The organism is Synechococcus sp. M16.1 (genome assembly GCF_014279895.1).
GTDB lineage: Bacteria > Cyanobacteriota > Cyanobacteriia > PCC-6307 > Cyanobiaceae > Parasynechococcus.
Window position 1 is genome coordinate 444,843 of the sequence record NZ_CP047954.1, and the last position, 24,799, is coordinate 469,641.

Annotated in this window: 22 protein-coding genes, 2 tRNA genes and 1 rRNA gene; 12 read left to right on the forward strand and 13 right to left on the reverse strand. The window is 62.6% G+C overall.

Features of this window, described 5'->3' with window-relative positions:
• Positions 1-22: 22 nt before the first annotated feature.
• A 5S ribosomal RNA gene (gene rrf / locus SynM161_RS02400) occupies positions 23-139 on the forward strand.
• A gap of 101 nt (positions 140-240) precedes the next feature.
• Here rrf and mtnC read toward each other — a convergent pair.
• Both mtnC and mtnB read right to left on the reverse strand, forming a co-directional pair.
• On the reverse strand, positions 241-993 hold the full coding sequence (mtnC, locus tag SynM161_RS02405) for an acireductone synthase (protein ID WP_186541874.1): 753 nt from the start codon (positions 991-993) through the stop codon (positions 241-243).
• Positions 990-1,658 (reverse strand): methylthioribulose 1-phosphate dehydratase, encoded by a 669-nt coding sequence (gene mtnB / locus SynM161_RS02410; protein ID WP_186541875.1) that lies wholly within the window; start codon positions 1,656-1,658, stop codon positions 990-992. The genes mtnC and mtnB overlap by 4 nt, the downstream gene beginning before the upstream one ends.
• Between mtnB and mtnA the strand changes: the two genes are divergently transcribed.
• Complete coding sequence (gene mtnA, locus SynM161_RS02415; protein ID WP_186541876.1) at positions 1,658-2,671, forward strand: S-methyl-5-thioribose-1-phosphate isomerase; 1,014 nt, start codon at positions 1,658-1,660, stop codon at positions 2,669-2,671. The genes mtnB and mtnA overlap by 1 nt on opposite strands.
• On the opposite strand, the gene SynM161_RS02420 is transcribed toward mtnA, so the two are convergent.
• Together SynM161_RS02420 and SynM161_RS02425 are read right to left on the reverse strand one after the other, a co-directional pair.
• Positions 2,662-3,498, reverse strand: coding sequence for a DNA-formamidopyrimidine glycosylase (locus SynM161_RS02420; RefSeq protein WP_186541877.1), 837 nt, complete (start codon positions 3,496-3,498; stop codon positions 2,662-2,664). The genes mtnA and SynM161_RS02420 overlap by 10 nt on opposite strands.
• 5 nt (positions 3,499-3,503) lie before the next feature.
• A complete protein-coding gene (locus SynM161_RS02425; RefSeq protein WP_006851563.1) occupies positions 3,504-3,713 on the reverse strand; it encodes a photosystem I reaction center subunit IV in 210 nt (69 codons plus the stop codon).
• 41 nt (positions 3,714-3,754) lie between these two features.
• On the opposite strand from SynM161_RS02425, the gene SynM161_RS02430 reads away from it, so the two are divergent.
• Positions 3,755-4,858 carry a hypothetical protein gene (locus SynM161_RS02430; protein ID WP_370593100.1) on the forward strand — a complete coding sequence of 368 codons (1,104 nt, stop codon included), beginning with the start codon at positions 3,755-3,757 and terminating at the stop codon, positions 4,856-4,858.
• A 69-nt stretch (positions 4,859-4,927) separates the two neighbouring features.
• Positions 4,928-6,388 (forward strand): ATP-dependent DNA helicase RecQ, encoded by a 1,461-nt coding sequence (locus SynM161_RS02435; RefSeq protein ID WP_186542404.1) that lies wholly within the window; start codon positions 4,928-4,930, stop codon positions 6,386-6,388.
• A gap of 6 nt (positions 6,389-6,394) precedes the next feature.
• Here SynM161_RS02435 and SynM161_RS02440 read toward each other — a convergent pair whose 3' ends face one another.
• Both SynM161_RS02440 and SynM161_RS02445 read right to left on the reverse strand, forming a co-directional pair.
• A complete protein-coding gene (locus SynM161_RS02440) occupies positions 6,395-7,393 on the reverse strand; it encodes a LysM peptidoglycan-binding domain-containing protein (protein WP_186541878.1) in 999 nt (332 codons plus the stop codon).
• 99 nt (positions 7,394-7,492) lie between these two features.
• The gene (locus SynM161_RS02445) at positions 7,493-8,872 is read right to left on the reverse strand and encodes an aldehyde dehydrogenase family protein (protein ID WP_186541879.1); all 1,380 of its coding nucleotides are present in this window, start codon (positions 8,870-8,872) and stop codon (positions 7,493-7,495) included.
• A 54-nt stretch (positions 8,873-8,926) separates the two neighbouring features.
• On the opposite strand from SynM161_RS02445, the gene SynM161_RS02450 reads away from it, so the two are divergent.
• Positions 8,927-10,588, forward strand: coding sequence for an alpha-amylase family protein (locus tag SynM161_RS02450; RefSeq protein ID WP_186541880.1), 1,662 nt, complete (start codon positions 8,927-8,929; stop codon positions 10,586-10,588).
• On the opposite strand, the gene SynM161_RS02455 is transcribed toward SynM161_RS02450, so the two are convergent.
• Positions 10,531-12,108 carry a glycerol-3-phosphate dehydrogenase/oxidase gene (locus SynM161_RS02455; RefSeq protein ID WP_186541881.1) on the reverse strand — a complete coding sequence of 526 codons (1,578 nt, stop codon included), beginning with the start codon at positions 12,106-12,108 and terminating at the stop codon, positions 10,531-10,533. The two genes, SynM161_RS02450 and SynM161_RS02455, sit on opposite strands and share 58 nt — an antisense overlap.
• The gene (gene glpK / locus SynM161_RS02460; protein WP_186541882.1) at positions 12,101-13,606 is read right to left on the reverse strand and encodes a glycerol kinase GlpK; all 1,506 of its coding nucleotides are present in this window, start codon (positions 13,604-13,606) and stop codon (positions 12,101-12,103) included. The genes SynM161_RS02455 and glpK overlap by 8 nt, the downstream gene beginning before the upstream one ends.
• A 51-nt stretch (positions 13,607-13,657) precedes the next feature.
• Between glpK and SynM161_RS02465 the strand changes: the two genes are divergently transcribed.
• Positions 13,658-15,088 (forward strand): glycoside hydrolase family 13 protein, encoded by a 1,431-nt coding sequence (locus SynM161_RS02465; RefSeq protein WP_186541883.1) that lies wholly within the window; start codon positions 13,658-13,660, stop codon positions 15,086-15,088.
• A gap of 32 nt (positions 15,089-15,120) precedes the next feature.
• On the opposite strand, the gene SynM161_RS02470 is transcribed toward SynM161_RS02465, so the two are convergent.
• Both SynM161_RS02470 and SynM161_RS02475 read right to left on the reverse strand, forming a co-directional pair.
• Positions 15,121-15,192, reverse strand: a tRNA-Thr gene (locus tag SynM161_RS02470).
• Between the two features lie 10 nt (positions 15,193-15,202).
• A tRNA-Tyr gene (locus SynM161_RS02475) sits at positions 15,203-15,284 on the reverse strand.
• 84 nt (positions 15,285-15,368) lie between these two features.
• Between SynM161_RS02475 and aroQ the strand changes: the two genes are divergently transcribed.
• Entirely contained in the window at positions 15,369-15,809 is a 441-nt protein-coding gene (aroQ, locus tag SynM161_RS02480; RefSeq protein WP_186541884.1) for a type II 3-dehydroquinate dehydratase, read from the forward strand.
• Positions 15,806-16,522 carry a tRNA-(ms[2]io[6]A)-hydroxylase gene (locus SynM161_RS02485; RefSeq protein ID WP_186541885.1) on the forward strand — a complete coding sequence of 239 codons (717 nt, stop codon included), beginning with the start codon at positions 15,806-15,808 and terminating at the stop codon, positions 16,520-16,522. Before aroQ ends, SynM161_RS02485 begins: the two co-directional genes overlap by 4 nt.
• Here the strand turns inward: SynM161_RS02485 and SynM161_RS02490 are convergent.
• Complete coding sequence (locus tag SynM161_RS02490; protein WP_186541886.1) at positions 16,510-18,186, reverse strand: SulP family inorganic anion transporter; 1,677 nt, start codon at positions 18,184-18,186, stop codon at positions 16,510-16,512. The two genes, SynM161_RS02485 and SynM161_RS02490, sit on opposite strands and share 13 nt — an antisense overlap.
• Position 18,187: 1 nt before the next feature.
• Positions 18,188-18,589, reverse strand: coding sequence for a vitamin K epoxide reductase (locus SynM161_RS02495; protein ID WP_186541887.1), 402 nt, complete (start codon positions 18,587-18,589; stop codon positions 18,188-18,190).
• A gap of 125 nt (positions 18,590-18,714) precedes the next feature.
• Between SynM161_RS02495 and SynM161_RS02500 the strand changes: the two genes are divergently transcribed.
• The 4 genes from SynM161_RS02500 to SynM161_RS02515 are packed head-to-tail and all read left to right on the forward strand — an operon-like array spanning position 18,715 to position 23,546.
• Positions 18,715-19,701: a DnaJ C-terminal domain-containing protein gene (locus SynM161_RS02500; RefSeq protein ID WP_186541888.1), complete on the forward strand. Its 987-nt coding sequence runs from the start codon at positions 18,715-18,717 to the stop codon at positions 19,699-19,701.
• A gap of 39 nt (positions 19,702-19,740) precedes the next feature.
• Entirely contained in the window at positions 19,741-20,742 is a 1,002-nt protein-coding gene (gene hemB / locus SynM161_RS02505; protein WP_038557395.1) for a porphobilinogen synthase, read from the forward strand.
• Positions 20,743-20,746: 4 nt separating this feature from the next.
• Positions 20,747-21,145 carry a VOC family protein gene (locus tag SynM161_RS02510; protein ID WP_115010309.1) on the forward strand — a complete coding sequence of 133 codons (399 nt, stop codon included), beginning with the start codon at positions 20,747-20,749 and terminating at the stop codon, positions 21,143-21,145.
• Complete coding sequence (locus tag SynM161_RS02515) at positions 21,108-23,546, forward strand: endonuclease MutS2 (protein WP_255441873.1); 2,439 nt, start codon at positions 21,108-21,110, stop codon at positions 23,544-23,546. Before SynM161_RS02510 ends, SynM161_RS02515 begins: the two co-directional genes overlap by 38 nt.
• Before the next feature lie 22 nt (positions 23,547-23,568).
• Here SynM161_RS02515 and SynM161_RS02520 read toward each other — a convergent pair whose 3' ends face one another.
• Positions 23,569-24,747: an ABC transporter ATP-binding protein gene (locus SynM161_RS02520; protein ID WP_186541890.1), complete on the reverse strand. Its 1,179-nt coding sequence runs from the start codon at positions 24,745-24,747 to the stop codon at positions 23,569-23,571.
• Positions 24,748-24,799: the final 52 nt, after the last annotated feature.

Consider the following 24,799-nt stretch of genomic DNA (forward strand, 5'->3'; position numbering starts at 1 on the left):
TCCCTTGAGAATGTTTATCTATCCTGGTGTCCATGGCGGTGTGGTCCCACTCCGATCCATCCCGAACTCGGTTGTGAAACGCATCAGCGGCGACGATATTTGGGGGGTAGCCCCCTGAGAAAATAGCTCGATGCCAGGTAAAACATTCTCCAAATAGGTTGATGATGTGCTGATTGCTGAAGCGATCACCATCACCACCCGCGAAAAAGCCACCTCACCATGAGGTGGCTTTTTTGTTGGCTATTGTTCTGCTGCCAGGTGAGCACTTACCTCGTGGAGTGATTGAACAACCGTGTGATCTCGTGGGTCACGGTCAGGGTTGCCGTCGCGAAGGCTGAAGAGTGTGTGCATTCCTGCCGAACGAGCGGCGTCGCACTCGGCGCCGTTGTCACTCACAAACCAAATCTTGTTGGGCGAGCTGTGGAGCTGCTCGGCGATGGTTTTGTAGCTCTCCGCGGATTTTTTTGGGCCGGTGTGGGTGTCAAACCAGTGGCTGAAGAATTTTTCAAGGTCACCCGCAGGGCTGTGCCTGTAAAGCAGTTTTTGAGCTTGAATGCTGCCCGATGAATAGACGGATAGCGTTAATCCTTGCTCGCGCCATTCACGCAGGCATTCAGAAGTTTCTGGAAACAGTTGAGATTTGAGCTCTCCATTTTTGTATCCGTGTTCCCAGATCTTTCCCTGTAGATCTTTGAGTGCTGTTGACTTTTTGTCGATGCTAATCAGGTGTTTGAGGTATTGAATTAATCCGTCTATCTCCTCGGCTTCCCCTTTTGTAACCTGCTGTTTGATCTGGATGCTTTCGGTGGATCGGTCATCCAGCCATTCCTTCTTGGCGGCTTGGATTTGCTCATTGTCAGGGCTCTTGTCCCAGTGTTGTTTGATGTAGTGGCTCAGTTCTTGCTTGGCGAAGGGGAACAAAACGTCGCTGACAAAGCTCACTGGGCATGTTGTCCCTTCGATGTCGAGCAGAAGATGTTGTCGATTCTTCATTGATCTCCAATCTGCATTTGGGTCAATCTCACCTTCAATAGAAATTCCAGGATTTCCAGGTGTCGTTTGCTTGCATCCAGGTCAGCCCCCCACGCGTAAAGGCCGTGCCCGGCCAACAGAAACCCGTAGGGCGATGTTTCTAGAAAGGGTGCGACTGCCTCGCGCAGCTCATCCATCGACTGACTGTTGCTGATCACGGGGATGGTGATGCTGCTGGCGTGGGTGTTGATTCCGATCAGGCCTTTCTGCATTTCCCAGCCCTCCAAGACAATCCCTCCTGTGTTTTCGTAATGGCGGGATAACACCGTTCCGGGAACGGAATGGGTGTGCAGTACAGCTCCAGCTTGGGTTGCTTCAACAATGCGTAGATGCAGCGCTGTTTCGGCACTGGCTTTTCCTTTGCCCGTTAAAACCTTGCCTTGCCCATCCACAACAATCAGCTGATCGGCAGGTACCTGCCCCTTGTCAACACCACTGGGTGCCATGAGCAACTGCAGGGGCTGATGCTGCAGCACCATGCTGAAGTTCCCTCCGGTGCCATCGCACCATCCGCGTTGGTGGATGCCCCGCATCACCTCAGTTAATCGTTCACGCTGGGTTTGGTTTGCGGTCACAATCCGCTGATCCCTCCGTCTTCTATACAGGACACAGCGGCCCACGTGCATTGACGCTTCCCCCCAGTTGCCGCTGGATCGGTGATCACCTGGAGTTGCTGGATCAGCGACACCTTCCCGCTGCTGTGGTCTTCATGCAATTGCACCGATGGCAGGAGGTTGCTGAGGCGATTTCCTCCATGGCTGTGCGTGGTGCACCCGCGATCGGTATCGCGGCGGCCTGGGGGGTTGTTCTGGCGGCACGCTCCGGAGATGACCTCCCCACTGCGATCCGAGGTCTGCGTGCATCACGGCCAACCGCCGTCAACCTCGCCTGGGCCCTCAATCGGATGCAGGCGGCCCTGGGGTCCGCCGCTCCAGTTGATGTTGATGCGCTCGCCGGTGTGGCCGCTGCGCTTCAGCAGGAGGATCGTCTCCTGACCCAGCGGCTGGTGGATCATGGCGTTTCCCTGTTGGCTCAGGGCTGCCGTGTCCTGCACCATTGCCACACGGGTGCGATCGCTACGGGAGGCGTTGGTACCGCCCTCGGAGTGATTGCAGCCGCCCATGCCCGTGGCCTGCTGTCCCATGCCTGGCTGGATGAAACGCGTCCCCGCTTGCAAGGGGCTGCTCTCTCTGCCTGGGAATTGGCTTGTCTCGGGGTTCCCTGCACCGTGATTGTTGATGGAGCGAGTGGATTGCTGATGCGCCGGGGTGAAGTGGATGCCGTGATGGTGGGCTGTGATCGTGTTGCTGCCAATGGCGATGTTGCCAACAAGATCGGCACTTACAACCTGGCGCTTGTGGCCCGAGCCCACGGCATTCCCTTTTATGTCTGCGCACCTGGCAGCAGCATTGATCGAGCGACGGTTGATGGGGACGCGATCACCATTGAGGAACGCGATGCAGAGGAGATCACCCACGCAAAGGGAGTGGGCATCGCGGCTCCTGGGGCCCAGGCCTGGAACCCAGCCTTCGACATCACTCCGGCTCATCTGGTGACAGGTTTCATCACCGAATTCGGCGTGCTTCGTCCTCCCTATCGGGAGGTTCTCTCTGCGCTTCCGCTGCCCAATCAGCTTTGACAGGTCGGGCACCAGTGGGTGCTTCGGCCCGACAGCTTCTCCCTTTGAATGGGCGTTCCACAGCTGCGGCAGGGTTCTCCTCCACGTCGGTAAACCCAGGCCTGGCCTCCATAGTTGCCATTTACCCCCTCGAGATCGCGGAAATCACTGAAGGTGGTGCCACCGGCTCCAATGCTGATGGTGAGAACATTCACCAGGGCATCCCGCAACCTCTCCAGTTGTTTGAGCTCCAGCTGCCCTGCGGGCGTGAAAGGGGCGATGCCTGATGCGAAGAGGGATTCATCCGCGTAGATGTTGCCCGCTCCAGCCACCAGGGCTTGATCCAACAGCGCTGTTTTGATCGGTCGGCTGCTGCCCTTGAGTTTCAGCTTCAGATAACTGGCGGAGAAGTCGGTGCTGAAGGGTTCAGGCCCGAGTCGCGTTAAGCCTGTGATCACCTCTTCCATCGGTTGGCCCGGAGGAACCCACCACATTTCTCCGAAGCTGCGCACATCCACAAAGCGCAACTCATGCTCTTTTGAGTTCCAGAAGCGAACACGGGTGTGTTTGCACGGTTCTGAGGGCTGCTCATGCCATTGGAATTGGCCGGTCATGCGCAGATGCACACCCCAAACACCTCCTTCGGGCTCCAGGGCTGCCATCAGATATTTCCCTCTGCGCTGCCACTGCCCCACCGTCATTCCGCAGAGGCCAGCTACAAACTCATCAGGACCTCCAGGGCTGGCAATGGCCCTTGGCCTGCAGACTTCAACCTGCGCGATTTTGAAGTCGACAAGACGGTCTGCCAGTCCCCGACGGACCGTCTCGACTTCAGGGAGTTCAGGCAACGGCCTCAGGCCGGCTCGAGTTCCGCTTCGGCGAAATTATTGGTGTTGATACCACCGTCAACGCCCTGCAGGCCGCTGTAGTTGACCTTTTCGAAGCGAACGACAACGGGGTAGCGGATTCCCGAGGTGTCGATGGAGGCAACGGTGCCAACTTCGTTGAACCAGTAGGACTCAGGACGCTTGATGCGCACCTTGGCGCCGCGGGTGATCGCCATCGCTGGGCATAAGGAGATGCAATCGGAGCGTATCTCGTGGAATGGAGGGTGATGACCGCTGCGTCACAGAATGTCGTCCCTTCGTCGTCGGCGTCCCTTTGACCAGTTCCATCGCCCTTGATCCAGATCCGTCGCTGCTTCAGCTGGATTTGCCGGACCCGGAGCAGGACGACATCAGCACGATGGAATTTCTGGCTCGGCTGGAACAGGCCTGGGCCGTCTGCGACCGCTTTGATCTCCAGACCGAGATCTGGCGCGGTCGCATCCTCCGCGCTGTGCGGGACAAGGAGAAGCGCGGCGGTGAAGCCCGGGGCGCTGGATTTCTGCAGTGGCTGCGGGAGCGGGAAATCAGCAAGACCCGTGCCTACGGCTTGATTCAACTGGCGGAATCCGCCGACAGCATGCTCAGCGACGGCACCTTGGAAGAGAGCAGCGTCAATCAGTTCTCCAAGCGGGCCTTTATGGAAACCGCTCAGGCGGTTCCCGAAGTGCAGCTGATGATTTCCGAAGCCGCCAACGAGGGGCAGGAAATCACCCGCAAGCAGGTGCGCCGCCTCACGGATGAATTCACGGCGGCCACCAGCCCTTTGCTGCCGGAGGAAATTCGTCAGCGCACCCAGGAGAACCTGCTGCCACCCCGTGCGGTGGCCCCTCTGGTGCGGGAACTGGCCAAGCTTCCTGAGCCGCAGCAGGAAGATCTGCGCAAGGTGCTCCGCGATGAGCCTGAACTCGACCGGATCAAGGACGTCACCAGCACAGCACGCTGGATCACCAAGGCAACCGAGTCGGGTGTTGCCGTGCGGGCTTTCCAGCAGGGGGAACTGGACCTGGACCGCGCCATGCAGGAGGCCCAGCGCTTGGATGCCCTCGGCCTGCTGGCTGATGCAGTGGGCCAGGCCCAGGCCCTTGAGTCGGCGGTGCTGAAGCTGCACACCTCCTGGCGGCGCTTGGGGGGGCTTCAGGAGCGGCTCTGGGTTGAAAGCGGAAGCAGCACGCCCTACCTGCGCGATGTGCTGAATGCTCTGCAGACCCTCAGCGGCGCCACCATGCGGGTGTCCTTGGGAGAGCTCGCGGGTGGCAAACGGGTGCGGCTCCAGCTGGTGGAGGAGTCCCCCGATCAATTGGATCCGCCACCGCTGGCCTGACTCCAGATCTTGTGCTCGATAATCTGAAGCCTCCACATCTGGTGTGTTCTGGCTTCGCTCGAGCGTGCACTGCAGACCCACTTCGGCTGGGATGGCTTCCGCCCCGGGCAACGGCCCGTGGTGGATGCTGTGCTGGCTGGCAAGGACGCGCTGGCGGTGCTGCCCACCGGCGGAGGTAAATCGCTCTGCTATCAGCTGCCGGCCCTGGTGCGCGAGGGCCTGGTGGTGGTGATCTCACCGTTGGTGGCGCTGATGGAGGACCAGGTGATGGCCCTGCAGCGACGGGGAATCGCTGCGGCTTGCCTGCATGCCGGACTCGAGCCAGCTCGACGACAGCAGGCGCTGGAGCAGCTGCAGGACGCCACGCTGCGTCTGCTCTACATCGCGCCGGAACGACTTCAGGGTGAGCAGACCCGGCTGATGCTGGAACGTCATGCCAGGGAGGGCCGACTGGTGGCACTGGCGGTGGATGAAGCCCATTGCATCAGTGCCTGGGGGCATGACTTCCGCCCCGATTACCGCCGCCTGGGTCAGATCCGCAGGCTCTGCCCGGGAGTGCCGATGCTGGCCCTCAGCGCGACGGCTGCCCCAAGGGTGCGAGCCGACATCATTCGCCTGCTGGATCTGCGTCGCCCGCTCGTGCAGGTGAGTTCGGCCCGCCGGGACAACCTCCACTACACGATGCAGCGGCGCCCCAGGGATCCCATGCCGCAGGTGTTGGAGGAACTGGAGACGTCCCGTGGTGCTGCGCTGATCTACGCCCGCACCCGTCGTTCGGTGGAGCAGTGGGCGGAACGTCTGACTGACCAAGGGGTTGCCGCAACGCCGTATCACGCCGGTCTGGATCCGGAGACCCGCCAGCAGGCTCTGAAGCTGTTTCTTGAGCACGAGCGGCCCGTTCTGGTGGCGACGGTGGCCTTCGGCATGGGCGTTGACCGTGGCGATGTGGGCCTGGTGCTTCATCTCGATCTGCCGGCCACACCTGAGGGCTATCTGCAGGAATCGGGCCGCGCCGGCAGAGACGGCAAGCCGGCCCATTGCCAGGTGCTGTTTTCGCCGGGTGATCGCACCAGCCTGGGCTGGGCCATGCGGGCCTCGACCCGGGGCAGCGATTCCCTGGAGGACCGTCGTCGCCTGGACCTGGCACAGCAGCAGCTGCGTCGCATGGAGGCCGTCGCCGAAGGTGAAATGTGCCGTGAACAGGCGTTGCTGCTGGCTGTCGGCGAGTTGGTGGGTCCCTGTGGTCGCTGCGATCGCTGCGTGGAGTCCCCCAAGCGACGCGACTGGTCAGCTCAGGTGGAAACGCTCCTGGCCCATCTGGCCGAGCAGGACGGGACGGAGATGCGTCGCCTTGGAGAGCACCTGGCTCTGCATGAACCTGGACGCCATGACCGCTGGACCTGGTTGGCCCGTCGGCTCGTGCAAGAGGAGTTGATCCAGGAAAGCAACGACGGTGCTCAGCGGCTTTATCTCCGCGAAAGCGGCCGGAGATTCCTGGATTCCCCCTGGCCGCTCGACTACGCCGCCTGATTCAGATCAGGCCTTGAGCTGACAACGGTCCTTCACCAGGTCTTTTTCGAAGCGGCTCTTCGGTGCTTCCCAGGTTTTCCAGCTCCCATCGGCACCGGTGGCATTGATCTTCTTGGCGGAACAGTTCACAGCCAGATAAAGAGCCTGCCCCTGGGCATTGAGGGTGGGCACCACTTGACTGCCACCCATGGCTTGCCAGTTGCCCCAGTCCACCTGGAGCGGGCCATAGGTGCGCCAGTCAGCCGATTTGGCCAGGGTCTGCTTGGGCTTGGCGGTCTCGACCTGCTTGGCCTTGACCACCGGTTTTTTGGCCTGAACCGGTTTCGTTTGCACTGTTTTGATTTGGACGGCCTTGGTTTGGACGGGCTCGGCCTTGGCTTGAACCGGTTTCGTTGTTGCCGGCTGCGCCTGGGTGGTAATGGGTGTCTGGAGGGAGGGATCGGTCAGGTAGAGACGCGTGCCCACCTCCACTTTGTTGGGGTCAATCAGCTGGTTGATGCTGATCAGGCTGGCCACCGGTAGCTTGTAGGCCTTGGCGATCTGCGTGAGGGTCTGCCCTTTGGCAACAGTGTGTTCCGTGGCTCCTGGGATCGGGGTCACAGCCACCGGCTTGAAGGCCGGACGGGGCATCACGGCATTGCTCGGAAGTCGCAGGGTCTGGCCGACCTCAACGTGGTTAGCGTTGCGCAGGTTGTTGAGGGCCATCAGGTCGCGACTGCGGACCTGGTATTGGTTGGCAATGCTGCTGAGGGTTTCACCGCTGTTGACGCGATGGCGGCCCGAGCCTGCAGTCACGGTGGGGCCTGGCACCTGCAGACGGCTCCCGGCTTGAACAAGGTCTGGATTGCGGATCCCATTCATCCGCATCAACGTGCCAACGCTCACCCCGTAGCGGTTAGCGATATCTGAAAGTGTTTCGCCGGACCGCACCGTCACCGAGGCTGCCGTGGCTGACAGGGGGAACCAGGCCGTCAGCAGCAGGGCGGCAAGAGCGGTACGGCGCATTCGTCTCCGGCAGATGCCCGCAAGATACGGTGCCTGGGGTAAAGCGCCAGCCCCCCAGAGCACCTGCTGCAGAAGGGATGTGCAGGTGATGAGTGCGCCTTATCCCGCCAGCCGCTTCAGCAGGTTGAGATCCACCTGGTAGGGCGGGTAGCGCAGCTTGAAATCAAAGCGGAAGGGGCGCTTGAGCACCGCCTTGTGGTGGCTGAACGTGTCGAAGCCGCTTTGGCCGTGGTAGCTACCCATCCCGCTGGCACCGACGCCGCCGAAGGGCAGTTGAGGCACTCCGGCTTGCATCACAACATCGTTCAGGCAGACACCACCTGAACTGGTGGTGGTGAGCACCTGCTGTTGCTGGGCCTCATCACCGCCGAACAGGTACAGCGCCAACGGTTTGGGGCCTTGGCGGATCTCCTGAAGGGCTGTGGTGAGGTCCTCGAGCACCAGCACCGGCAGGAGAGGGCCGAACAGTTCCTCGGCCATCAGCGGATCATTGCGGTCATCCACACGAATCACGGTGGGGGCGATGCGCCGCTGCTCCCGACTGATTTCGCCTCCGATCAGGATGCGCCCATCCGCTCTGGCGGTCTCCAGCAGCTGCTCCAGCCGATTGAACTGGCGTTCATTGATGATCTGCCCCAGCTGATTCGAGTTGAGGGGATCGGCGCCATACATCTCCGTTCGGGCCTCCTCCATCGCCTTCAGCAGCGGTGAACGCAGGGCGGGTTGCACCAGCAGATGGTCTGGAGCGATGCAGGTCTGGCCGGCATTGATCCCCTTGCCCCAGATCAAGCGACGTGCCCCCACCGTGAGGTCGGCCCCCTCAAGAACGATGGCGGGGCTCTTGCCCCCCAGTTCCAGGGTCACTGGCGTGAGATGGGCAGCGGCCCCCTCCAGCACCTTCCGGCCGATGCTGCCGCCACCGGTGAAAAAGATGTGGTCGAAGGGCATGGCCACCAGGTTGGCTGCGACTGCACCATCTCCCTGCACCACCTGCACCACATCAGGCTCGAAGTGTTGAGGGATCAGCCGTGCAATAAGGTCCGCGATGGCACTGGCGTGTTCCGAAGGCTTGAGCACGGCCGTGTTGCCAGCAGCCAGGGCACTGATCAAGGGCCGCAGCGTCAGTTGAAAGGGATAGTTCCAGGGGCCGATGACCAGAACGCACCCGAGTGGTTCCGGCACAACCTTGGCCTGGCCGGGGCGCAGTGAGAGCGGGACAGCCACGCGGCGCGGGCGCATCCACCGCTCCAGCTGCCGGCCGGTGAGCTTGAGCTCCTGTCGCAGGGCCACCAGCTCAAAAAAAGCTTCGGTGGGTGGTTTGCCGAGGTCGGCGGCGAGGGCCTCGAGCACCTCCGATTCGTGCTCCTCCACCAGGGCGGAGAGCCGTTGTAATTGCTCCCGGCGCCAGGTCAGGGGACGGGTCAGCCCAGCTCCCACGAGCTCCTTCATCCGGCTCAGTTGCGTTTGGGTGAGGGCCACAGGGCTGACGATCAGGCCAGTCGGGTCTAGCAGTGGTGAATCTGCAACCGGGGGATGACCCCAGCGCTTCCGTGGTGGTCAGGAACGGTCATCTACCAGCTGATCGTTCGCAGCTATTCCGATGGGAATGGCGATGGCACCGGTGATTTCAAGGGGCTTGCGGCGCGGTTGCCTTATCTGCGCTGGCTGGGGGTCAACACCCTCTGGTTGACTCCGATCTATCCCTCCCCCCTGCGGGATGGGGGCTACGACATCACCGATTTCACCGGAATCCATCCGGACCTGGGGGATCTCTCCTCCTTCCATCGGTTCCTCACGGCGGCCCACAGCCAGGGCATGCGCGTGATTTTGGACCTGGTGCTGAATCACACCAGTGACCTGCATCCCTGGTTCCAACGGGCCCGCTGGGCTCCCAAGGGCAGTCCTGAACGGGATGTGTACGTCTGGAGCGACGACCCCAAGCGCTATGCCGAGGCACCGGTTCTGTTCCGGCATTTCGAGGCTTCCAATTGGGAGTGGGATCCGGTTGCCGAGCAGTACTACCTGCACCGTTTTCTGCGTCATCAACCCGATCTCAATTACGAGAACCCCTGGGTGCAGGACACGATGCTGGACGTGGTCGACTTCTGGCTGGATCGCGGCGTTGACGGGTTCCGTTTGGATGCGGTTCCGTTCCTGTTCGAGTCAGAGGGCACCCGCTGCGAGGGGTTGCCGGAGACCCACGCCTTCCTCAAGCGATTGCGGGAGCGGGTGGATGCCCATGGCCATGACGTGCTCTTGCTGGGAGAGGCGATTCAGCCGGTGGAGGAGGCCGCTCCGTATCTGGCGGATGACGAACTGCATGGAGCGTTCAACTTCGTACTCACCGCCCATCTGTTTGCAGCCATTGCCAGTGGCCGCACCCAGCAGCTCGGGGAGTGTCTGATGCAAGCCGAGCAGGCGGTATCTGGTGCTCGCTGGGCCCTGCCCCTGCGCAATCACGATGAACTCTGGTTGGGGGATGGCCATCTCATCAGCGATGAGGTGATTCAGACCATCCGAGTGGGTCTGCCCCAGGGGCAGGGGCACTGGTTGAACTGGGGCATCAACCGACGCCTGGCCCCGCTTCTCAATGGCGATCCACGTTCCAACCGGTTGCTGCATGGGCTCCTCTACAGCCTTCCAGGGATGCCCTGCCTGTACTACGGCGATGAACTGGGCATGGGCGACTGGCCCGGTCTGCGGGACCGTGATCCCAACCGCACGCCGATGGCCTGGACGCCGGCCCGCAACGGTGGCTTCTCCACGGCCCCCGATCCGCTGTTGGTGCTGCCACCGATCACCGCTCCCGGCTACGACTACCGCGTGGTGAATGTGGAGGTGCAGAAGCAGCTGCCAGGGTCGCTGCTGAATTGGCACCGGCGCATGCTCACCTGCCGCCGTCTGCTGCCAGCTCTGCGGCATGGAAGCTTCCGGTTGTTGCACAGCCCTCACCCCGGAGTGCTGGTGTATCTCCGCTGCACCGAGGCGATGACGGTGCTCGTGGCCGCCAATGTCACCGCAGCCGGAGCCTCGCTCAGTCTGGATCTTTCGGAGTGGGCTGGCGAGCGCACCCGTGAGGTGATGTGGGGTTGTGAATTCCCCCCTGCTTCACCGGAGTGGTTTGTGAACCTTCCGCCCTATGGGTTCAACTGGTGGTTGATCGGAGAAGTGGAGCCCGCAGCCACGCCCTCCTGATTCAGTAGCTCCTCCACCTGGGGCCGGAGTCGTTCGGCCTCGTTCAAATCCACCATGGCCAGACGGCAGCGGCGGGCCAGCACATCGCTGCTGCTTCGCGCATGTTCCCGCTGAATCGAATGGTCCAGTTCTGCGCCGCAGAGGGGGATCACTGGGCTGAGCGGCTCGCGTCGGCTGGGCTCGGCACGTTCGATTAAGGCCACGGCCTCCAATCCATAGGTGCCCTGGAGATGCGCAACTTGAGCGCCCAGTAGAGCGGTTTCGGGCAGCAGGGATTGGAGTTGTTGCTTCTGGCGTTGGAGGCCGAGCTGGGTGGCCTCCAGCGACTCCGCTGCACCCCGCAAGGGCATTGCTTCAGGGGTGGGCAGCGCCTTCCCTAGCTGGCGTTCCACCGCGGTCAGGGTGTCTTCAGCCATCGGCCGGCAGGTGGTCCATTTGCCCCCCATCACGCTCACCAGGCCGCAGGCCAGGGTTTCCACCTCGTGCTCTCGGACCACACGGCTGCTGTCCATGCCCTGGTCCGCTGGCTTCAGCAATGGTCGTCCCCCCGCCCATCGGCTGCTCACCTGCGGATGCTGGAGCTGGGGAAACCAATCACGCACGTAGTTGAGCAGGTAGGCCTCCTCCTCTGCAGAAGGGGATGTGGCGTTCTCCTTGGTGCAGGCTTCATCCGTCGTCCCCACCAGGGTGCGGCCGTGGAAGGGGAGCATGAACAGCACGCGTCCATCCGCGGTGGATGGCACCAGAAGCCCAACCCCTTCCGGGCAGAGGTTCTGCTCCAGCACGATGTGGGCCCCACGGCTGGTGAGCAGCCTTGGGGGAGCATCAGCCTCCGCCATCTGGCGGATCTCATCCGCCCGGATGCCCGTGGCATTCACAAATGCTGAGGCGCACCAGCGTTCCCGTTGGCCTGTGGCGGATTCACTGATGGCGGCCTTGAGCTGGCCCGCGCCGTCGGTCTCCAGCTCCACCACCCGGCAACGGGTGCGCAGGGTTGCCCCCCGTTGTTCGGCGGTGAGGGCCAACAGCAGGTTGAGGCGTGCATCGTCGAACTGCCCGTCGCTGTAGGCCACGCCGCCTTGACACGGCTTCAGCAGAGGCAGGGCCTGACGCATCTTCTGCTGGGACAGCAGTCGGCTGTGGCCGATGCTTCGTTGACCGGCCAGGGCGTCGTACATCCCCAGACCGAGTCGGTAGTAGGCCTGTCCCCAGAGCTGTTGTGTGGGCAGTGCCAGCTCGAGTCGTTGGGCCAGGAACGGTGCCTGGGTCAACCAGTGGCTCCGTTCGAGCAGGGCTTCCCGCACCAGCCTCAGCTGGGCCAGGTCCAGAGTTTTAAAGGCCAGCTCCAGGTAGCGCACCCCGCCATGGAGCAGCTTCGTGCTGCGGCAACTGGTGCCACCGCCGATGTCTCCGGCCTCGAGCAGGGCCACGCTCAGCCCCCGTCGTGTTGCCTCATAGGCCACGCTGGCACCGCTGGCACCGGCGCCGATGACCAGCAGGTCCACTTGGTGATCAGTCATGCCACCCCAGGCTTCTGGAGACTGCGTCTTGCCAGCGTGTGCGCCAGCGGTCGCGCTGGGATGCATCCATCTGCGGGTGGAACAGTTCCGCTCCGTCCCTCCGTGCGCTCGCAAGCTGCTCCAGGTCGCCGATCACCCCTGCCTGGAGGCCTGCGAACAGCGCCACCCCCCGGGCGGTGCTCTCGAGGCTGGCGGGTCGCCGCACCGTCAGACCGGTGCAATCCGCCTGCGCCTGCAGCAAAGGATCGGAGGCCGCGGCGCCACCATCCACCGCCAGTTCACCCAAGCCGCTCCCGAGGGCCTGTTCGGCAAGCTCCACCAATGTCGCTACCGACAGGGCGATCCCCTCAAGTGCAGCGCGGGCGATGTGACCGCGGCCGCTGTCACGGGTGAGGCCCACCAGAACACCGCGTGCCTGGGGATCCCAGTGCGGTGTTCCCCAGCCGGTGAAGGCGGGCACGAGCATCACCCCCCCTGAATCCGGCACCGAACGCGCCAGTTCGTTCACCTGGGGGGCTTGATCAATGATCTGCAGCCCATCCCGGAGCCACTGGATGACGGTGCCGGCGTTGAACAGACTTCCCTCAAGACAAAAGCTGGGTGTTCCAGCGGCATCCGTCCAGCCGAGAGTGCTGAGCAGCCCTGCATCTGAGCGGCGGACGACATCGCCGGTGTTGATCACCAGAAAAGCCCCCGTGCCGTAGGTGCACTTCCCTTCTCCGGGCTGCAGACAGAGCTGGCCCAGGGTGGCGGCCTGCTGGTCGCCGAGCATGGCCTGGATCGGCAAGCCTGCAAAGGGAAGGTCCACAGCCAGGCGCCCGAATTCTCCGCGGCAGGGCAGCAGTTCGGGTAGAGCGCTGGCGGGGAGCCCTGTGGGCTCTCGGAAGTCATCCACCCAGTGCTGCTGCTCCAGGTCCATCAGCAGCGTTCGGCTGGCATTGCTCATGTCACTGCCGTGGCGCTGGCCGCCGGTGAGTTGCCAGAGCAGCCAGCTTTCCACCGTGCCGAAACAGAGGTCATCGCTGGCTGCGGCAGCCTGGGCGTCGTCGTAGTGGTCGAGCATCCAGCGGATCTTGCTGGCACTGAAGTAGGGGTCGAGCAGCAAACCGGTGCGCCGGCACCACTCCTGCTCCAGTCCCTGCTGCTTCCAGGCGTCGCAGATGGCGGCGGTGCGGCCGTCCTGCCAAACAAGGGCCGGTCCGCAGGGGAGGCCATTGCTGCGGCGCCAGAGCACGGTGGTTTCCCGTTGGTTGGTGATGCCGCAGCTCACCACCGCTTTGCGCTGCCCCTCACTGAGCTTCGAATCCAGCTGCACCAGGGCCTGCCGCTGGCTGGTCCAGATCTCGATCGGGTCCTGTTCCACCCATCCATCGGCGGGGTAGGAAATCGGCAGCGGTGCACTGGCGCTGACCACCAGATCCCCTGAGCTGCTGAACAGCGCGGCTCTGGAGCTGCTGGTGCCCTGATCGAGGGCCAGAAGGAGAGGCTGTTCAGCCATGGCCAAGGTCTTTCTCTCCTGCTAGCCAGGAGATGGCTGACTGCAAAGGTTTTGGCAGCGACCACACCGTTTCGCGATCCCCCCGCCTGGGTGGCGGACGCGGTGATCTATCAAATCTTTCCCGACCGTTTTCGCCGCAGTGGCCGCGTCGCTGCGCAGCGCCATCTCGCTCTGAAGCCCTGGGGTGCGGACCCTTGCGAGGAGGGATTCCAGGGCGGGGATCTCTACGGCGTCATCGACGCTCTCGATCGGCTCCAAGCCATGGGCATCACCTGCCTCTATCTCACGCCGATCTTCAGCTCAGCCGCCAACCATCGGTACCACGCCTACGACTATTTCGAGGTGGATCCCCTGCTGGGGGGCAATACAGCACTCACGGACCTGATCGATGCTGTGCATCAGCGCGGCATGAGGTTGGTTCTGGATGGGGTGTTCAACCACTGCGGCCGCGGCTTTTGGGCCTTTCATCACGTGGCGGAAAACGGTGCGGATTCGCCGTACCGCGATTGGTTCCATGTGCACCGATGGCCCCTGCAGCCCTATCCCGCCCCTGGCGAGGACTGCGGTTACGACGGTTGGTGGGCCTTGCCAGATCTGCCCAAGTTCAACCATGCCAATCCTGGGGTTCGGGAGCATCTGCTGGCGGTGGGCCGTCACTGGCTCGAGCAGGGGATTGACGGCTGGCGTCTCGACGTCCCTGCCGAGGTGCCGGCGGACTTCTGGGTTGAGTTCCGGCAGATGGTGCGGGCGACCAACCCGGAGGCCTGGATTGTTGGCGAGGTGTGGGGTGATGCGACCCCCTGGCTGCAGGGCGACCACTTCGATGGGGTGATGAATTACCGGCTGGGATGGAGCAGCCTTTGCTGGGCCGCCGCTGAAGCGTTGCGGCAGGACTACCGCAATTCCGACTATCCCCTCGACCCCCTGGATGGGCAGGCTGTGTTGACCATCTGGACGACCACAACGCGTTCCTACCGGGAGGGCGTGAATAGGGCCCAGATGAATCTGCTCGACAGCCACGACGTGCCCCGTGCACTTCACAGCCTCAACAACGACGTTGCGGCCCTGAAGTTGGCCCTGCTGCTGCTCTTCCTTCATCCGGGAGCGCCGTGCATTTATTACGGCACGGAAGCTGCCCTGGCGGGTGGTCCTGAACCGGGCCCCTCCAGCGGTCCTGGACCGGCCTGCCGCGAGGCCTATCCCTGGAATGTTCCCTGGAGTGCTGATCTGCGCCCATTCATCCAGTCCCTCGCAGAACTCCGCTCTGCCCATGGGGTCTTGCGCAGGGACGGTCTGCGCTGGTCAGCCCCAGGGGCGGACGTGCTGGAGGGTGTTGCCGATGGCCTGCGGGTCGTGATCAACCGCAGTCGCTCCAACTCTGTGCCCCTGACAAACGATCAGGGTCTCAGTTGCGTCTGGACGCTGGGCACTGTCGACTGCCGTTCTGTTGGCCCGCAATCGGCGGCTGTTTTGGGGTCGTAACCCCTCTCCCCTGGTGCCGAGGGGAGGAAGTAAGCCCTTGTCGAGACTTGAACTCGAGACCTCTCCCTTACCAAGGGAGTGCTCTACCGCTGAGCTACAAGGGCATGTGGAGGATGGGCCGGGTTGGATTTGAACCAACGTAGGCAGAGCCAGCGGATTTACAGTCCGCCCCCATTAACCACTCGGGCACCGACCCGAACCACACCGCAAGAACTTACCAGTCGGTGTGTCCTTCTCCACGATCTCGATACGATCGGCCGAGCTGAACCGATCTCCAGCCATGCACGTTCTGCTGCTGAACGGTCCGAATCTGAACCTGTTGGGCCAACGTGAGCCTGGGATCTATGGCCATTCCTCCTTGGCGGACATCGAAGCGGCGCTGACGCGGGAGGCGGAGCAGGAATCTGTGCAGCTGGACTGCTTTCAGAGCAATTTCGAAGGTGCCCTGGTGGATCGGATTCACCAGGCCATGGGCCGATGCGATGGGATCTTGATCAACGCCGGGGCCTACACCCACACGTCCATTGCCATCCGTGATGCCCTGGCTGGCGTCGCGATTCCCTATGTGGAATTGCACCTCAGCAACACCCATGCCCGGGAAAACTTCCGCCATCACTCGTTTCTGGCTGAGCGCGCTGTGGGTGTGATCTGTGGTTTCGGCCCCGCTAGCTACAGCCTTGCCTTGAGCGGATTGCTCAGCCACCTGCGCCGGAACGCATGACCACCACTGCTCCACTGCAAACTGTTCCTTCGAAGACAGTCCCCTCGAAGGCAGTCCCTTCGAAGACAGTGGCGTCGATCCGCTGGTTGGCCGCACCCACCAGCTGGAGCTGGGTGGAGCAGGCCAACGCCCATCCGATGGAGGTGCTGATCGATCACGCCCACTGCGAACGCAAGGCTGCCGGAGCTGCGGTGCAGATGATGTTCCGTTACCTCTGCGAACCGGGTCTGGGTGAAGCCCTCAGCCCTCTGGCGCGGGAAGAGCTGGAGCACTTTGAGCAGGTGCTGGCCTTGATCAAGGCCCGGGGGCGTTACCTGGAACCGCTGCCTTCCCCGGGCTATGGCGCTGATCTGGCCCGGCAGATCCGTAAAGGTGAGCCGCAGAGAATGCTCGACTCCTTCCTGGTGGCGGGTCTGATCGAAGCCCGCAGCCATGAGCGCATGGCCCTGCTGGCGGAGCACAGCCCGGATACTCAGTTGCGGGAGCTTTACAGCGATCTGTTGGCGAGTGAAGCCCGCCACTTCGGCCTGTACTGGGTGTTGTGTGAGCAGCGCTACCCGCGGGAGCTGATCGTTGAGCGCCTCGAAGTGCTGGCCCTGGCCGAAGTGAAGGCGCTGGAAGGGCAGTTAGAACGCCCTGAAGACGTGCGGATGCATTCCTGTGGTGTGGATGCCCCACAGATCAGCAGTCAGATCAGCAGTCAGATCAGCTGAGCCGCCTCCTGCAAGGCGTCCAGCCTGGATGGCCGAAGCACCCCCTCCACGCCAAATTGCCGCAGCCGTTGTTCGAGGGTGTCGTTGGCTCCGGCGATCAACAGGATGCGGCCCGCTGATCGTGCTTCCTCCACCATGCGCTCGATGGCCAGGGTTGCGGTGACACCGATGCGGGACACGTCCGTGAGGTCAAGGATCAGAACCCTGTAGCTCTGGATCAATCCCATTCGGGCACTGATTCCCTTGGCGGCGCCAAAGCTCAGAGGGCCGCGCAGCCGGAACAGCATCAAGGCCTTGCCGCAGCGCAGGATCAGGGCTTCCTCCTCCGGGGAGAGATTGGCGTGCAGTGCATCCGTGGCATCGGAGGGGTTGTCTTCCTCCATCCCTTCCAGTTGGGACCGCGTGATCGCATCAACGGTCAACAGGTTGGCCACGAACATCCCCACCAAAACGCCCCAGATCAGATCCCAGAACACCGTCATCAACAGCACGGCGTACATCAGTGCAGCCGTTTTCGCCGACAGCCGATGGGCGCGGAGCAGAAAGCCCCAGTCGATGATGTCGAGCCCGACTTTGATCAGGATTCCCGCCAGCAGCGCCGTGGGGATCTGCGCCGAAAGGGAGCCTGCCCCCAGCAGCACAAGCAGCAGCACCAGGGAATGGGTCATGCCCGACCAAGGCGTCTGACCACCGGATTTGATGTTGATCACCGTTCGCATCGTGGCTCCGGCACCGGGAAGGCCTGAGAGAAACCCGGCCGCGGTGTTGGCGATGCCCTGGCCGATCAGCTCACGGTTGGAGTCATGGTTGGTTTGGGTGATGTTGTCGGCCACCAGGGAGGTGAGCAACGAGTCGATCGCCCCGAGCAGGGCGAGAACCATGCCGGCTTTCACCAGCTCCGGCAGGTGCTGACTGAAATCGGGAACCACCAGTTGCAATCCCCCCTCCGGGATGGCTCCGATCCGGGCGATGGGTTCAAGGCCCAGCTCCAGCAGTCGGTTGTCGTTGAACAGCAGCAGCGACAACGGCGTCACAATCAGCAGCGCCAGCAGAGGCGTTGGCACCCATTGGCGGATCCGCAGGGGGGTCAGAAACACCACAGCGAGTGTCATCAATCCAACGGCGAGCGCGGCTGGATTCCAGCTGGGGGACTCAATCAGCGAACTCAGGGACGCAACCACGCCGCCCCCGGTGCTCATCCCGATGAAGGGTCCAAGTTGCAGCACAAGGATGATGAAACCGATTCCCGACATGAAGCCGGAGACCACCGAGTAGGGCACTAGGGTGATGAAGCGCCCCAGCCGCAATACCCCGAGCAGGGTTTCGAACACACCACCGATCACCACAGCGGCCATCACCAACGGCAGCATCTCGCCGGCATTGAGATCACTACCGATGCCGATGGCGGCCAGGCTGGAGACGATGCCCGCCACGGTGACGCTCATGGGTCCGGTGGGTCCGCTCACCTGGGCGGGAGTTCCCCCGAGCAAGGCCGCCAGGAATCCGGTGACGATGGCGCCATACAGGCCGTAGATGGCGCCGCCTGGCCCCAGAGCGGCATTGCCGAAGGCCAGGGCAAGGGGCAGCGCCACCACGGCGGCCGTCAATCCTCCGAGAAGGTCGCCTCGGATGTTGCGTTGATGCAGGCCGTGAATCAGTGCCATCTCAGTTCAGACCACTCCAGCGGCTCAAGGCTTCCAGGGACTGAACTCCCACTTTTTGGCGCCCATCGGGGAGAACCCAGGTGGGATAAGCCCGGATCTTTGCGGTGTTGCAGGCTTCGGCTTGCTCCGGCAGCTGCTTCGGCTTGCGGCATTCCACGTAGGTCACGTCCGCTCCGGCCTGTTTGCCGAACAGGTTCATCTGCTTGAAACAGGCCGGGCAGGTCCAGGCGCCGTAAAACTTGGCCCCCATCGCCTTCAGATGCTGCGTCAGTTCGAGGGCCTGGTGGCTTGAATCGTGCAGGGGCTCTCCGATCGTGCTGGCCCAGGGAGCGGCCGAACCAGGCGGGCCACCAACAGCTCCGCCAGCTGCGACCAGCACGGATGCCAGCAGGGATGAAGCCATGCTCCTCATGCTGATGCAGTGGTTGGCCTGAAGCTAGGTCGCATTCAGGCGTTCGGGCTTCCCTCCATGCGGAAGCAACAACGCAAGCCCTGTTGCGGTGAAACTGGGACCACCACTGGATGGGTATGGCAGGCAGCGGATACAAGGACTATTTCCAGGTGCTCGGTGTTGATCGCAGTGCCGATGCCAATGCCATCAAGAAAGCCTTTCGCAGCCTGGCGCGCCAATACCACCCTGACGTCAACCCCGGTGATTCCCAGGCTGAAGCGCGGTTCAAGGAGATCAGTGAGGCCTACGAAGTGCTCTCCGACCCCGAGAAGCGGCGGCGTTATGAGCAATTCGGCCAGTACTGGAACCAGGCCGGTGGCATGGGCGGGGGAGCCGCACCCGGCATGGACGTCGACTTCGGTCGCTACGGCAATTTCGACGATTTCATCAACGACCTGTTGGGCCGTTTCGGTGGTCCAGGCGGCGGTGGCTTCCAAGGGGGTGGTTTCCCTGGGGGCGGATTTCCCGGCGGGGGATTCGCAGGGGGCGGTTTCCCGCGTGGTGGCCAGGCTTCACGCCCTCCGGTGAATCTCGATGCCGAAGCATCGGTGAATGTGACCTTTTCAGAGGCCTTTCGCGGTGGTGAACGCAGCCTCTCGGTGAACAACGAGCGCGTTCAGGTGCGCATTCCTGCTGGAGTGAAGAACGGCTCACGGCTGCGGTTGAAGGGCAAGGGCAACCTTCAACCGGGAACCGGACGGCGGGGCGATCTCTACCTCAACCTCAAGATTCAGGACCACCCGATCTGGCGCCTGGAGTCGGATCAGCTGCGTGCCGATCTCCCCGTCAGCCTCGATGAACTGGCCCTTGGAGGCATGGTCTCGGTGATGACGCCCGATGGTGAGGCCCAGGTGAGCATTCCGGCCGGCACCGCCCCGGGCCGCAGTCTGAGGCTGAAGGGCAAGGGCTGGCCGTCGAAGACCGGTCGCGGTGATCTCCTGCTCACGCTGACGCTGGCCATGCCTGCCTCGTGGAGTGAGGAGGAGCGTCGGTTGTTGGAGCAACTGCGTGCCAATCGCACGGCCCATCCACGTCAAGAGTGGCTTCGTTCGGCGGCCCTCTGATCGGGTGACCCTTACGATCACATCTTGTGTTTGGGTCTGATGGAGCTCACCTACCGCCCCCGTCGTCTTCGGCGTACGCCCGCCCTACGCGCCATGGTGCGTGAGCACAGCCTTTCGGCTGCAGACTTCATCTATCCCCTCTTTGTGCATGAAGGCGCTGAGGTGGAGCCAATCGCTGCCATGCCTGGTGCCAGCCGTTGGAGCCTTGCGGCCCTCACCGGCGAAGTGCAGCGTGCCTACGACCTTGGGGTGCGTTGCATCGTTCTCTTCCCCAAGGTGTCTGAGGGACTGAAGACCGAAGACGGGGCTGAGTGCTTCAACGCCAATGGCCTGATTCCACGGGCGATCCGCCAGATCAAGGAAGCCATCCCCGAGATGGCGATCATGACCGACGTCGCCCTGGATCCCTATTCCTGCGATGGTCATGACGGGATCGTCAGCCAGGACGGCGTGGTCCTCAACGACGAGACGATTGAACTGCTCTGCAAGCAGGCCGTTGTGCAGGCTGAAGCGGGCGCTGATCTGATCGGTCCCAGCGACATGATGGACGGCAGGGTCGGTGCCATCCGGGAAGCCCTCGACGACGAAGGCTTCGAACATGTGGGCATCATCAGCTACACGGCGAAGTACTCCTCCGCGTACTACGGCCCCTTCCGTGAGGCTCTCGATTCCGCTCCCCGTGCCGCCGGCAGCAAGCCGATCCCCAAAAACAAAGACACTTATCAGATGGATCCCGCCAATGCTCGGGAAGCCATCACCGAAGCCCAGCTCGATGAGCAGGAGGGCGCCGACATCATGATGGTGAAGCCAGGTTTGGCTTATCTCGACATCATCCACCGACTGCGCGAGGAGTCGGAACTCCCCATTGCTGCCTACAACGTGAGTGGTGAGTATTCGATGGTGAAGGCCGCGGCGGAGCGGGGCTGGATCGATGAAAAGGCCGTTGTGCTGGAGACGTTACTGAGCTTCAAGCGCGCCGGTGCTGATCTGATCCTCACGTACCACGCCTGCGATGCAGCGGCTTGGTTGAAGGAGGCTTGATCCGATGGCAACAGCCGATCAACCCAAAGGTGTGGATCGTCTCGGTCACGTTGCGATCCGTGTTGAGAACGTCGATCGGGCTGTTGCCTTCTACACCGATCTGGGCATGCGTCTGGTCTGGCGTGCCAACGACTGGTGCTATCTGGAAGCCGGGGAAGGTCGCGATGGACTCGCCTTGTTAGGCCCGGATTACAAAGCCGCTGGCCCACATTTCGCCTTCCATTTCCGCGATCGTGCGGAGGTGGATGTGATTCACGACCGTCTCAAGGCGCAGGGTGTGCACGTTGGTGCCGTCCATGACCACCGCGACGGCACGGCGTCTTTTTATCTGAAAGATCCGGAAGGCAACTGGCTCGAAATGCTTTATGAACCCCCCGGTGGCATCCCCTCCAACTGCAACTGACTTGAGTCAAGGGGCGGACCGGGCTCAGCAGGAAACCCTTGAACTGCTGGAGTGGCATCGGGTCTGTGACCATCTCAGCGGCTTTGCCAGCACCGGCATGGGTCGTGATGCGGCCCGGGTTCAACCGCTGCCCGCCAGCCTGGAGGAATCGAAACAGCGCCTGGCCGAGACGGTTGAAATGGCGGTGCTCGATGACCTCACTGAGGGGGGGCTCAGCTTCCGCGGTGTGCGGAATCTCGAGCCCGTTGTGCTGCGCTGCAGCAAGGGAGGTGTGGCCTCCGGTGAAGAGCTGCTGGCCGTTGCGGAGACTTTGGCAGCGGCCCGTCGGCTGCGCCGTCAGATCGACGACCCCGAGCTGCGCCCGGTGTGCACCGCGTTGATTGAAACGATGGTGACGCTGCCGGAGTTGGAGCAGCGGCTCAAATTTGCGCTCGAAGAGGGCGGCCGCGTCGCTGATCGCGCCAGCTCGGCATTGTCGGCGCTGCGGCATCAATGGAACGGTCTGCGCCAGGAACGTCGCGACAAACTTCAGGAGCTGCTGCGACGCCTGGCCCCATCCCTGCAGGACAGTGTGATCGCCGAGCGTCATGGCCGTCCTGTCCTGGCGGTGAAGGCCGGTGCGGTGAGCCAGGTGCCGGGTCAGGTGCACGACAGTTCGGCCTCAGGCAGCACCCTCTTTGTTGAACCCCGCTCGGTGCTCACCATGGGCAACAAGCTTGTGGAGCTCGAGTCCCGCATCCGGGATGAGGAACGCAAGGTGTTGGCGGAGCTGAGTGCTCTGGTGGCTGAAGAGGCGTCCGCCCTCAACCAGGTGGTGGCCGTGCTGCGCGCGCTTGATCTTGCGCTGGCCCGTGGACGTTACGGCCGCTGGCTTGGTGGCGTTGAGCCTCAGCTTGAGGCGGCAGCGGAGGCTCCGTTTCGCTTTTCAGGTCTGCGACACCCACTCTTGGTGTGGCAGCACAAACGGGCGGAGGGGCCGCCCGTGGTTCCCATCTCGGTGGAGGTGTCGCCGGAGCTGCGGGTGGTGGCGATCACCGGGCCGAACACCGGTGGCAAAACGGTCACCCTGAAAAGCATTGGCCTCGCTGCATTGATGGCACGCGCCGGCATGCTTTTGCCCTGTTCGGGGCAACCTTCCCTGCCCTGGTGTGCCCAGGTGCTGGCGGACATCGGAGATGAGCAATCCCTCCAGCAGAGCTTGTCCACCTTCAGTGGTCATGTGAAGCGGATCGGGCGCATTCTTGAGGCGCTGCAGCGCGGTGGTTCTCCAGCCCTGGTGCTCCTGGATGAGGTGGGTGCTGGAACGGATCCCAGCGAGGGAACGGCCCTGGCCACGGCTCTGCTCAAGGCTCTTGCGGATCGGGCTCGGCTCACGATTGCCACCACCCACTTCGGTGAACTTAAGGCCCTCAAATACGACGATGCTCGTTTTGAGAATGCCTCTGTTGCTTTCAATCCTGAGACCTTGTCCCCCACCTATGAATTGCTGTGGGGAATTCCAGGACGCAGCAATGCACTGGCAATCGCGACGCGCCTTGGGCTCGATTCGGATGTGCTTCACCAGGCCCAGCAGCTGTTGGCCCCAGGGGGTGATGGTGAGGTGAACAGTGTGATCCGTGGCTTGGAGGAGCAACGGCAGCGCCAGCAGGCCGCGGCAGAAGACGCTGCAGCGCTCCTGGCACGCACGGAGCTGCTGCACGAGGAGTTGCTGCAGCGCTGGCAGAAGCAAAAGCAGCAGACCGCGCAACGCCAGGAGCAGGGCCGTCAACGCTTGGAGCAGTCGATCCGTCAGGGCCAGAAAGAAGTTCGCACGCTGATTCGCCGGCTGCGCGATGAGCGCGCGGATGGGGAAACCGCGCGAAAGGCTGGGCAACGGTTACGCAGCTTGGAAGACCATCACCGCCCAACCCCTGAACGGCGTGCACCCAAGCCGGGTTGGCGTCCGTCTGTGGGGGATCGCGTGCGCTTGCTCGCCCTCGGCAAGGCTGCAGATGTGTTGGCCATCACCGATGACGGCCTTCAGCTGACGGTTCGTTGTGGGGTGATGCGCACCACGGTGGATCTGGCGGCGGTGGAAAGCCTGGATGGGCGTAAGCCGGAGCCGCCTCCAAAGCCGGTGGTGAAGGTGCAAGCCCGTTCCGTCGGAGGCGGCGGTGCACAGGTGCGCACCAGTCGCAACACCCTTGATGTGCGTGGCATGCGGGTGCATGAGGCCGAAGCGGCGGTTGAGGAATGCTTGCGCAGTGCCAATGGGCCGGTTTGGGTGATCCACGGCATCGGCACGGGCAAGCTCAAGCGCGGCCTGCGCGCCTGGCTGGACACGGTGCCCTATGTGGAACGGGTGACCGATGCTGAGCAGGGGGACGGCGGACCGGGCTGCAGCGTTGTCTGGGTGCGCTGAGCTGTTTCAGGAGCTTCAGTGGCTAACGGATGGCTTCACCATCCGCATTAAACAACCGCCAGCCTGTGGGGTCAGGGTCGAGGTGGATGGCATCGCCGGCAGTGATGTTGATCTCCGTTGAAGCTCTGACCTGGATGAGTTCATCACCATCCAGGAGCCGACAGGTGAGGATCTGCTCATTGCCCAGACGCTCGCAATGGCTTACCTCGGCTTGGAGATTCCGGTTTGTTGCCGGTGCCAGATGCCAGTGTTCAGGCCTCAATCCTGCGGTGATGTGTTGGCCTTCTCGTTGAAGTAAAAGCTCGACCATTGCGCCTTCAACCTGAATGCGCTTGTTCCCCAGAATCAGAGTTGCATTGGGTCCCACCGTGACGGGCAACAGGCTCATCGCTGGGCTGCCAATGAACTGGGCCACGAAGATGTTTGAGGGCCATCTGTACAACTCCATGGGGGTCCCGAGCTGCTGCAGGCGCCCTTGGTTCAACACCGCGATGCGGTCCCCCATGGTCATCGCTTCCACCTGGTCGTGGGTCACATAAACCGTCGTTGTTCCCAGTTCTCGCTGCAGTTCGACGATTCTTTGGCGCGTGCTCGTTCTGAGTTTGGCGTCGAGATTGCTCAGTGGTTCGTCCATCAAAAACACCTCAGGATTGCGCGCCATGGCGCGTCCGAGGGCGACCCGTTGTTTCTGTCCGCCGGACAGTTCCTTTGGCCTTCGATCGAGCAATTCCGTGAGTTCCAGAGATCTGGCAACGGTGTTCACCCGGGCTTCGATTCGTTCTTCTCTGACCGACCGCACCCTCAGTGGTTCGGGTAAGGCGCGCGTGGCTCGAAAGGCCTGATCTTGGATGCGCTGGACGGTTGATCTCGCCTGGCTTCTGCGCAGTCCGAAGCTGAGGTTGTCCCGCACGCTGAGATGCGGGTAGAGCGCATAGCTCTGGAACACCATGGCGACGTTGCGGCGCGCTGGCGGCACATCGCTGATGGGCCGGGCCCCGATTCTGATTTCGCCGCTGGTGGGGCTGTCGAGACCAGCGAGCAGTCGCAGCAAGGTGCTTTTGCCGCACCCCGAGGGACCGACCAGCACCAAAAACTCGCCATCGTTGATCGTCAGATTCAACTGACGAATCACTTCAACGGGATCACCGCCGCCGCGTCCTGGGAAGGTCTTGCTGAGGTCTTCGAAACGGACGCCGGCCAACGACAGAGCTGCAGCGGCTGAATCTTAGGGTTATGGATTGGATTGAGCCGGC

Excerpts from the sequence above, each read along its gene's own strand:
- SynM161_RS02495 (WP_186541887.1), bottom strand. The coding sequence starts at position 18,589 with ATGGCTTCATCCCTGCTGGCATCCGTGCTGGTCGCAGCTGGCGGAGCT.
- SynM161_RS02440 (WP_186541878.1), bottom strand. The coding sequence starts at position 7,393 with ATGCGCCGTACCGCTCTTGCCGCCCTGCTGCTGACGGCCTGGTTCCCC.
- SynM161_RS02515 (WP_255441873.1), top strand. The coding sequence starts at position 21,108 with ATGAACCCCCCGGTGGCATCCCCTCCAACTGCAACTGACTTGAGTCAA.
- SynM161_RS02500 (WP_186541888.1), top strand. The coding sequence starts at position 18,715 with ATGGCAGGCAGCGGATACAAGGACTATTTCCAGGTGCTCGGTGTTGAT.
- SynM161_RS02485 (WP_186541885.1), top strand. The coding sequence starts at position 15,806 with ATGACCACCACTGCTCCACTGCAAACTGTTCCTTCGAAGACAGTCCCC.
- aroQ (WP_186541884.1), top strand. The coding sequence starts at position 15,369 with ATGCACGTTCTGCTGCTGAACGGTCCGAATCTGAACCTGTTGGGCCAA.
- SynM161_RS02510 (WP_115010309.1), top strand. The coding sequence starts at position 20,747 with ATGGCAACAGCCGATCAACCCAAAGGTGTGGATCGTCTCGGTCACGTT.
- SynM161_RS02455 (WP_186541881.1), bottom strand. The coding sequence starts at position 12,108 with ATGACTGATCACCAAGTGGACCTGCTGGTCATCGGCGCCGGTGCCAGC.
- SynM161_RS02450 (WP_186541880.1), top strand. The coding sequence starts at position 8,927 with ATGACCCCAGCGCTTCCGTGGTGGTCAGGAACGGTCATCTACCAGCTG.
- mtnC (WP_186541874.1), bottom strand. The coding sequence starts at position 993 with ATGAAGAATCGACAACATCTTCTGCTCGACATCGAAGGGACAACATGC.
- SynM161_RS02430 (WP_370593100.1), top strand. The coding sequence starts at position 3,755 with ATGGAGGGTGATGACCGCTGCGTCACAGAATGTCGTCCCTTCGTCGTC.
- mtnB (WP_186541875.1), bottom strand. The coding sequence starts at position 1,658 with ATGCACGTGGGCCGCTGTGTCCTGTATAGAAGACGGAGGGATCAGCGG.
- glpK (WP_186541882.1), bottom strand. The coding sequence starts at position 13,606 with ATGGCTGAACAGCCTCTCCTTCTGGCCCTCGATCAGGGCACCAGCAGC.
- SynM161_RS02425 (WP_006851563.1), bottom strand. The coding sequence starts at position 3,713 with ATGGCGATCACCCGCGGCGCCAAGGTGCGCATCAAGCGTCCTGAGTCC.
- SynM161_RS02490 (WP_186541886.1), bottom strand. The coding sequence starts at position 18,186 with ATGGCACTGATTCACGGCCTGCATCAACGCAACATCCGAGGCGACCTT.
- hemB (WP_038557395.1), top strand. The coding sequence starts at position 19,741 with ATGGAGCTCACCTACCGCCCCCGTCGTCTTCGGCGTACGCCCGCCCTA.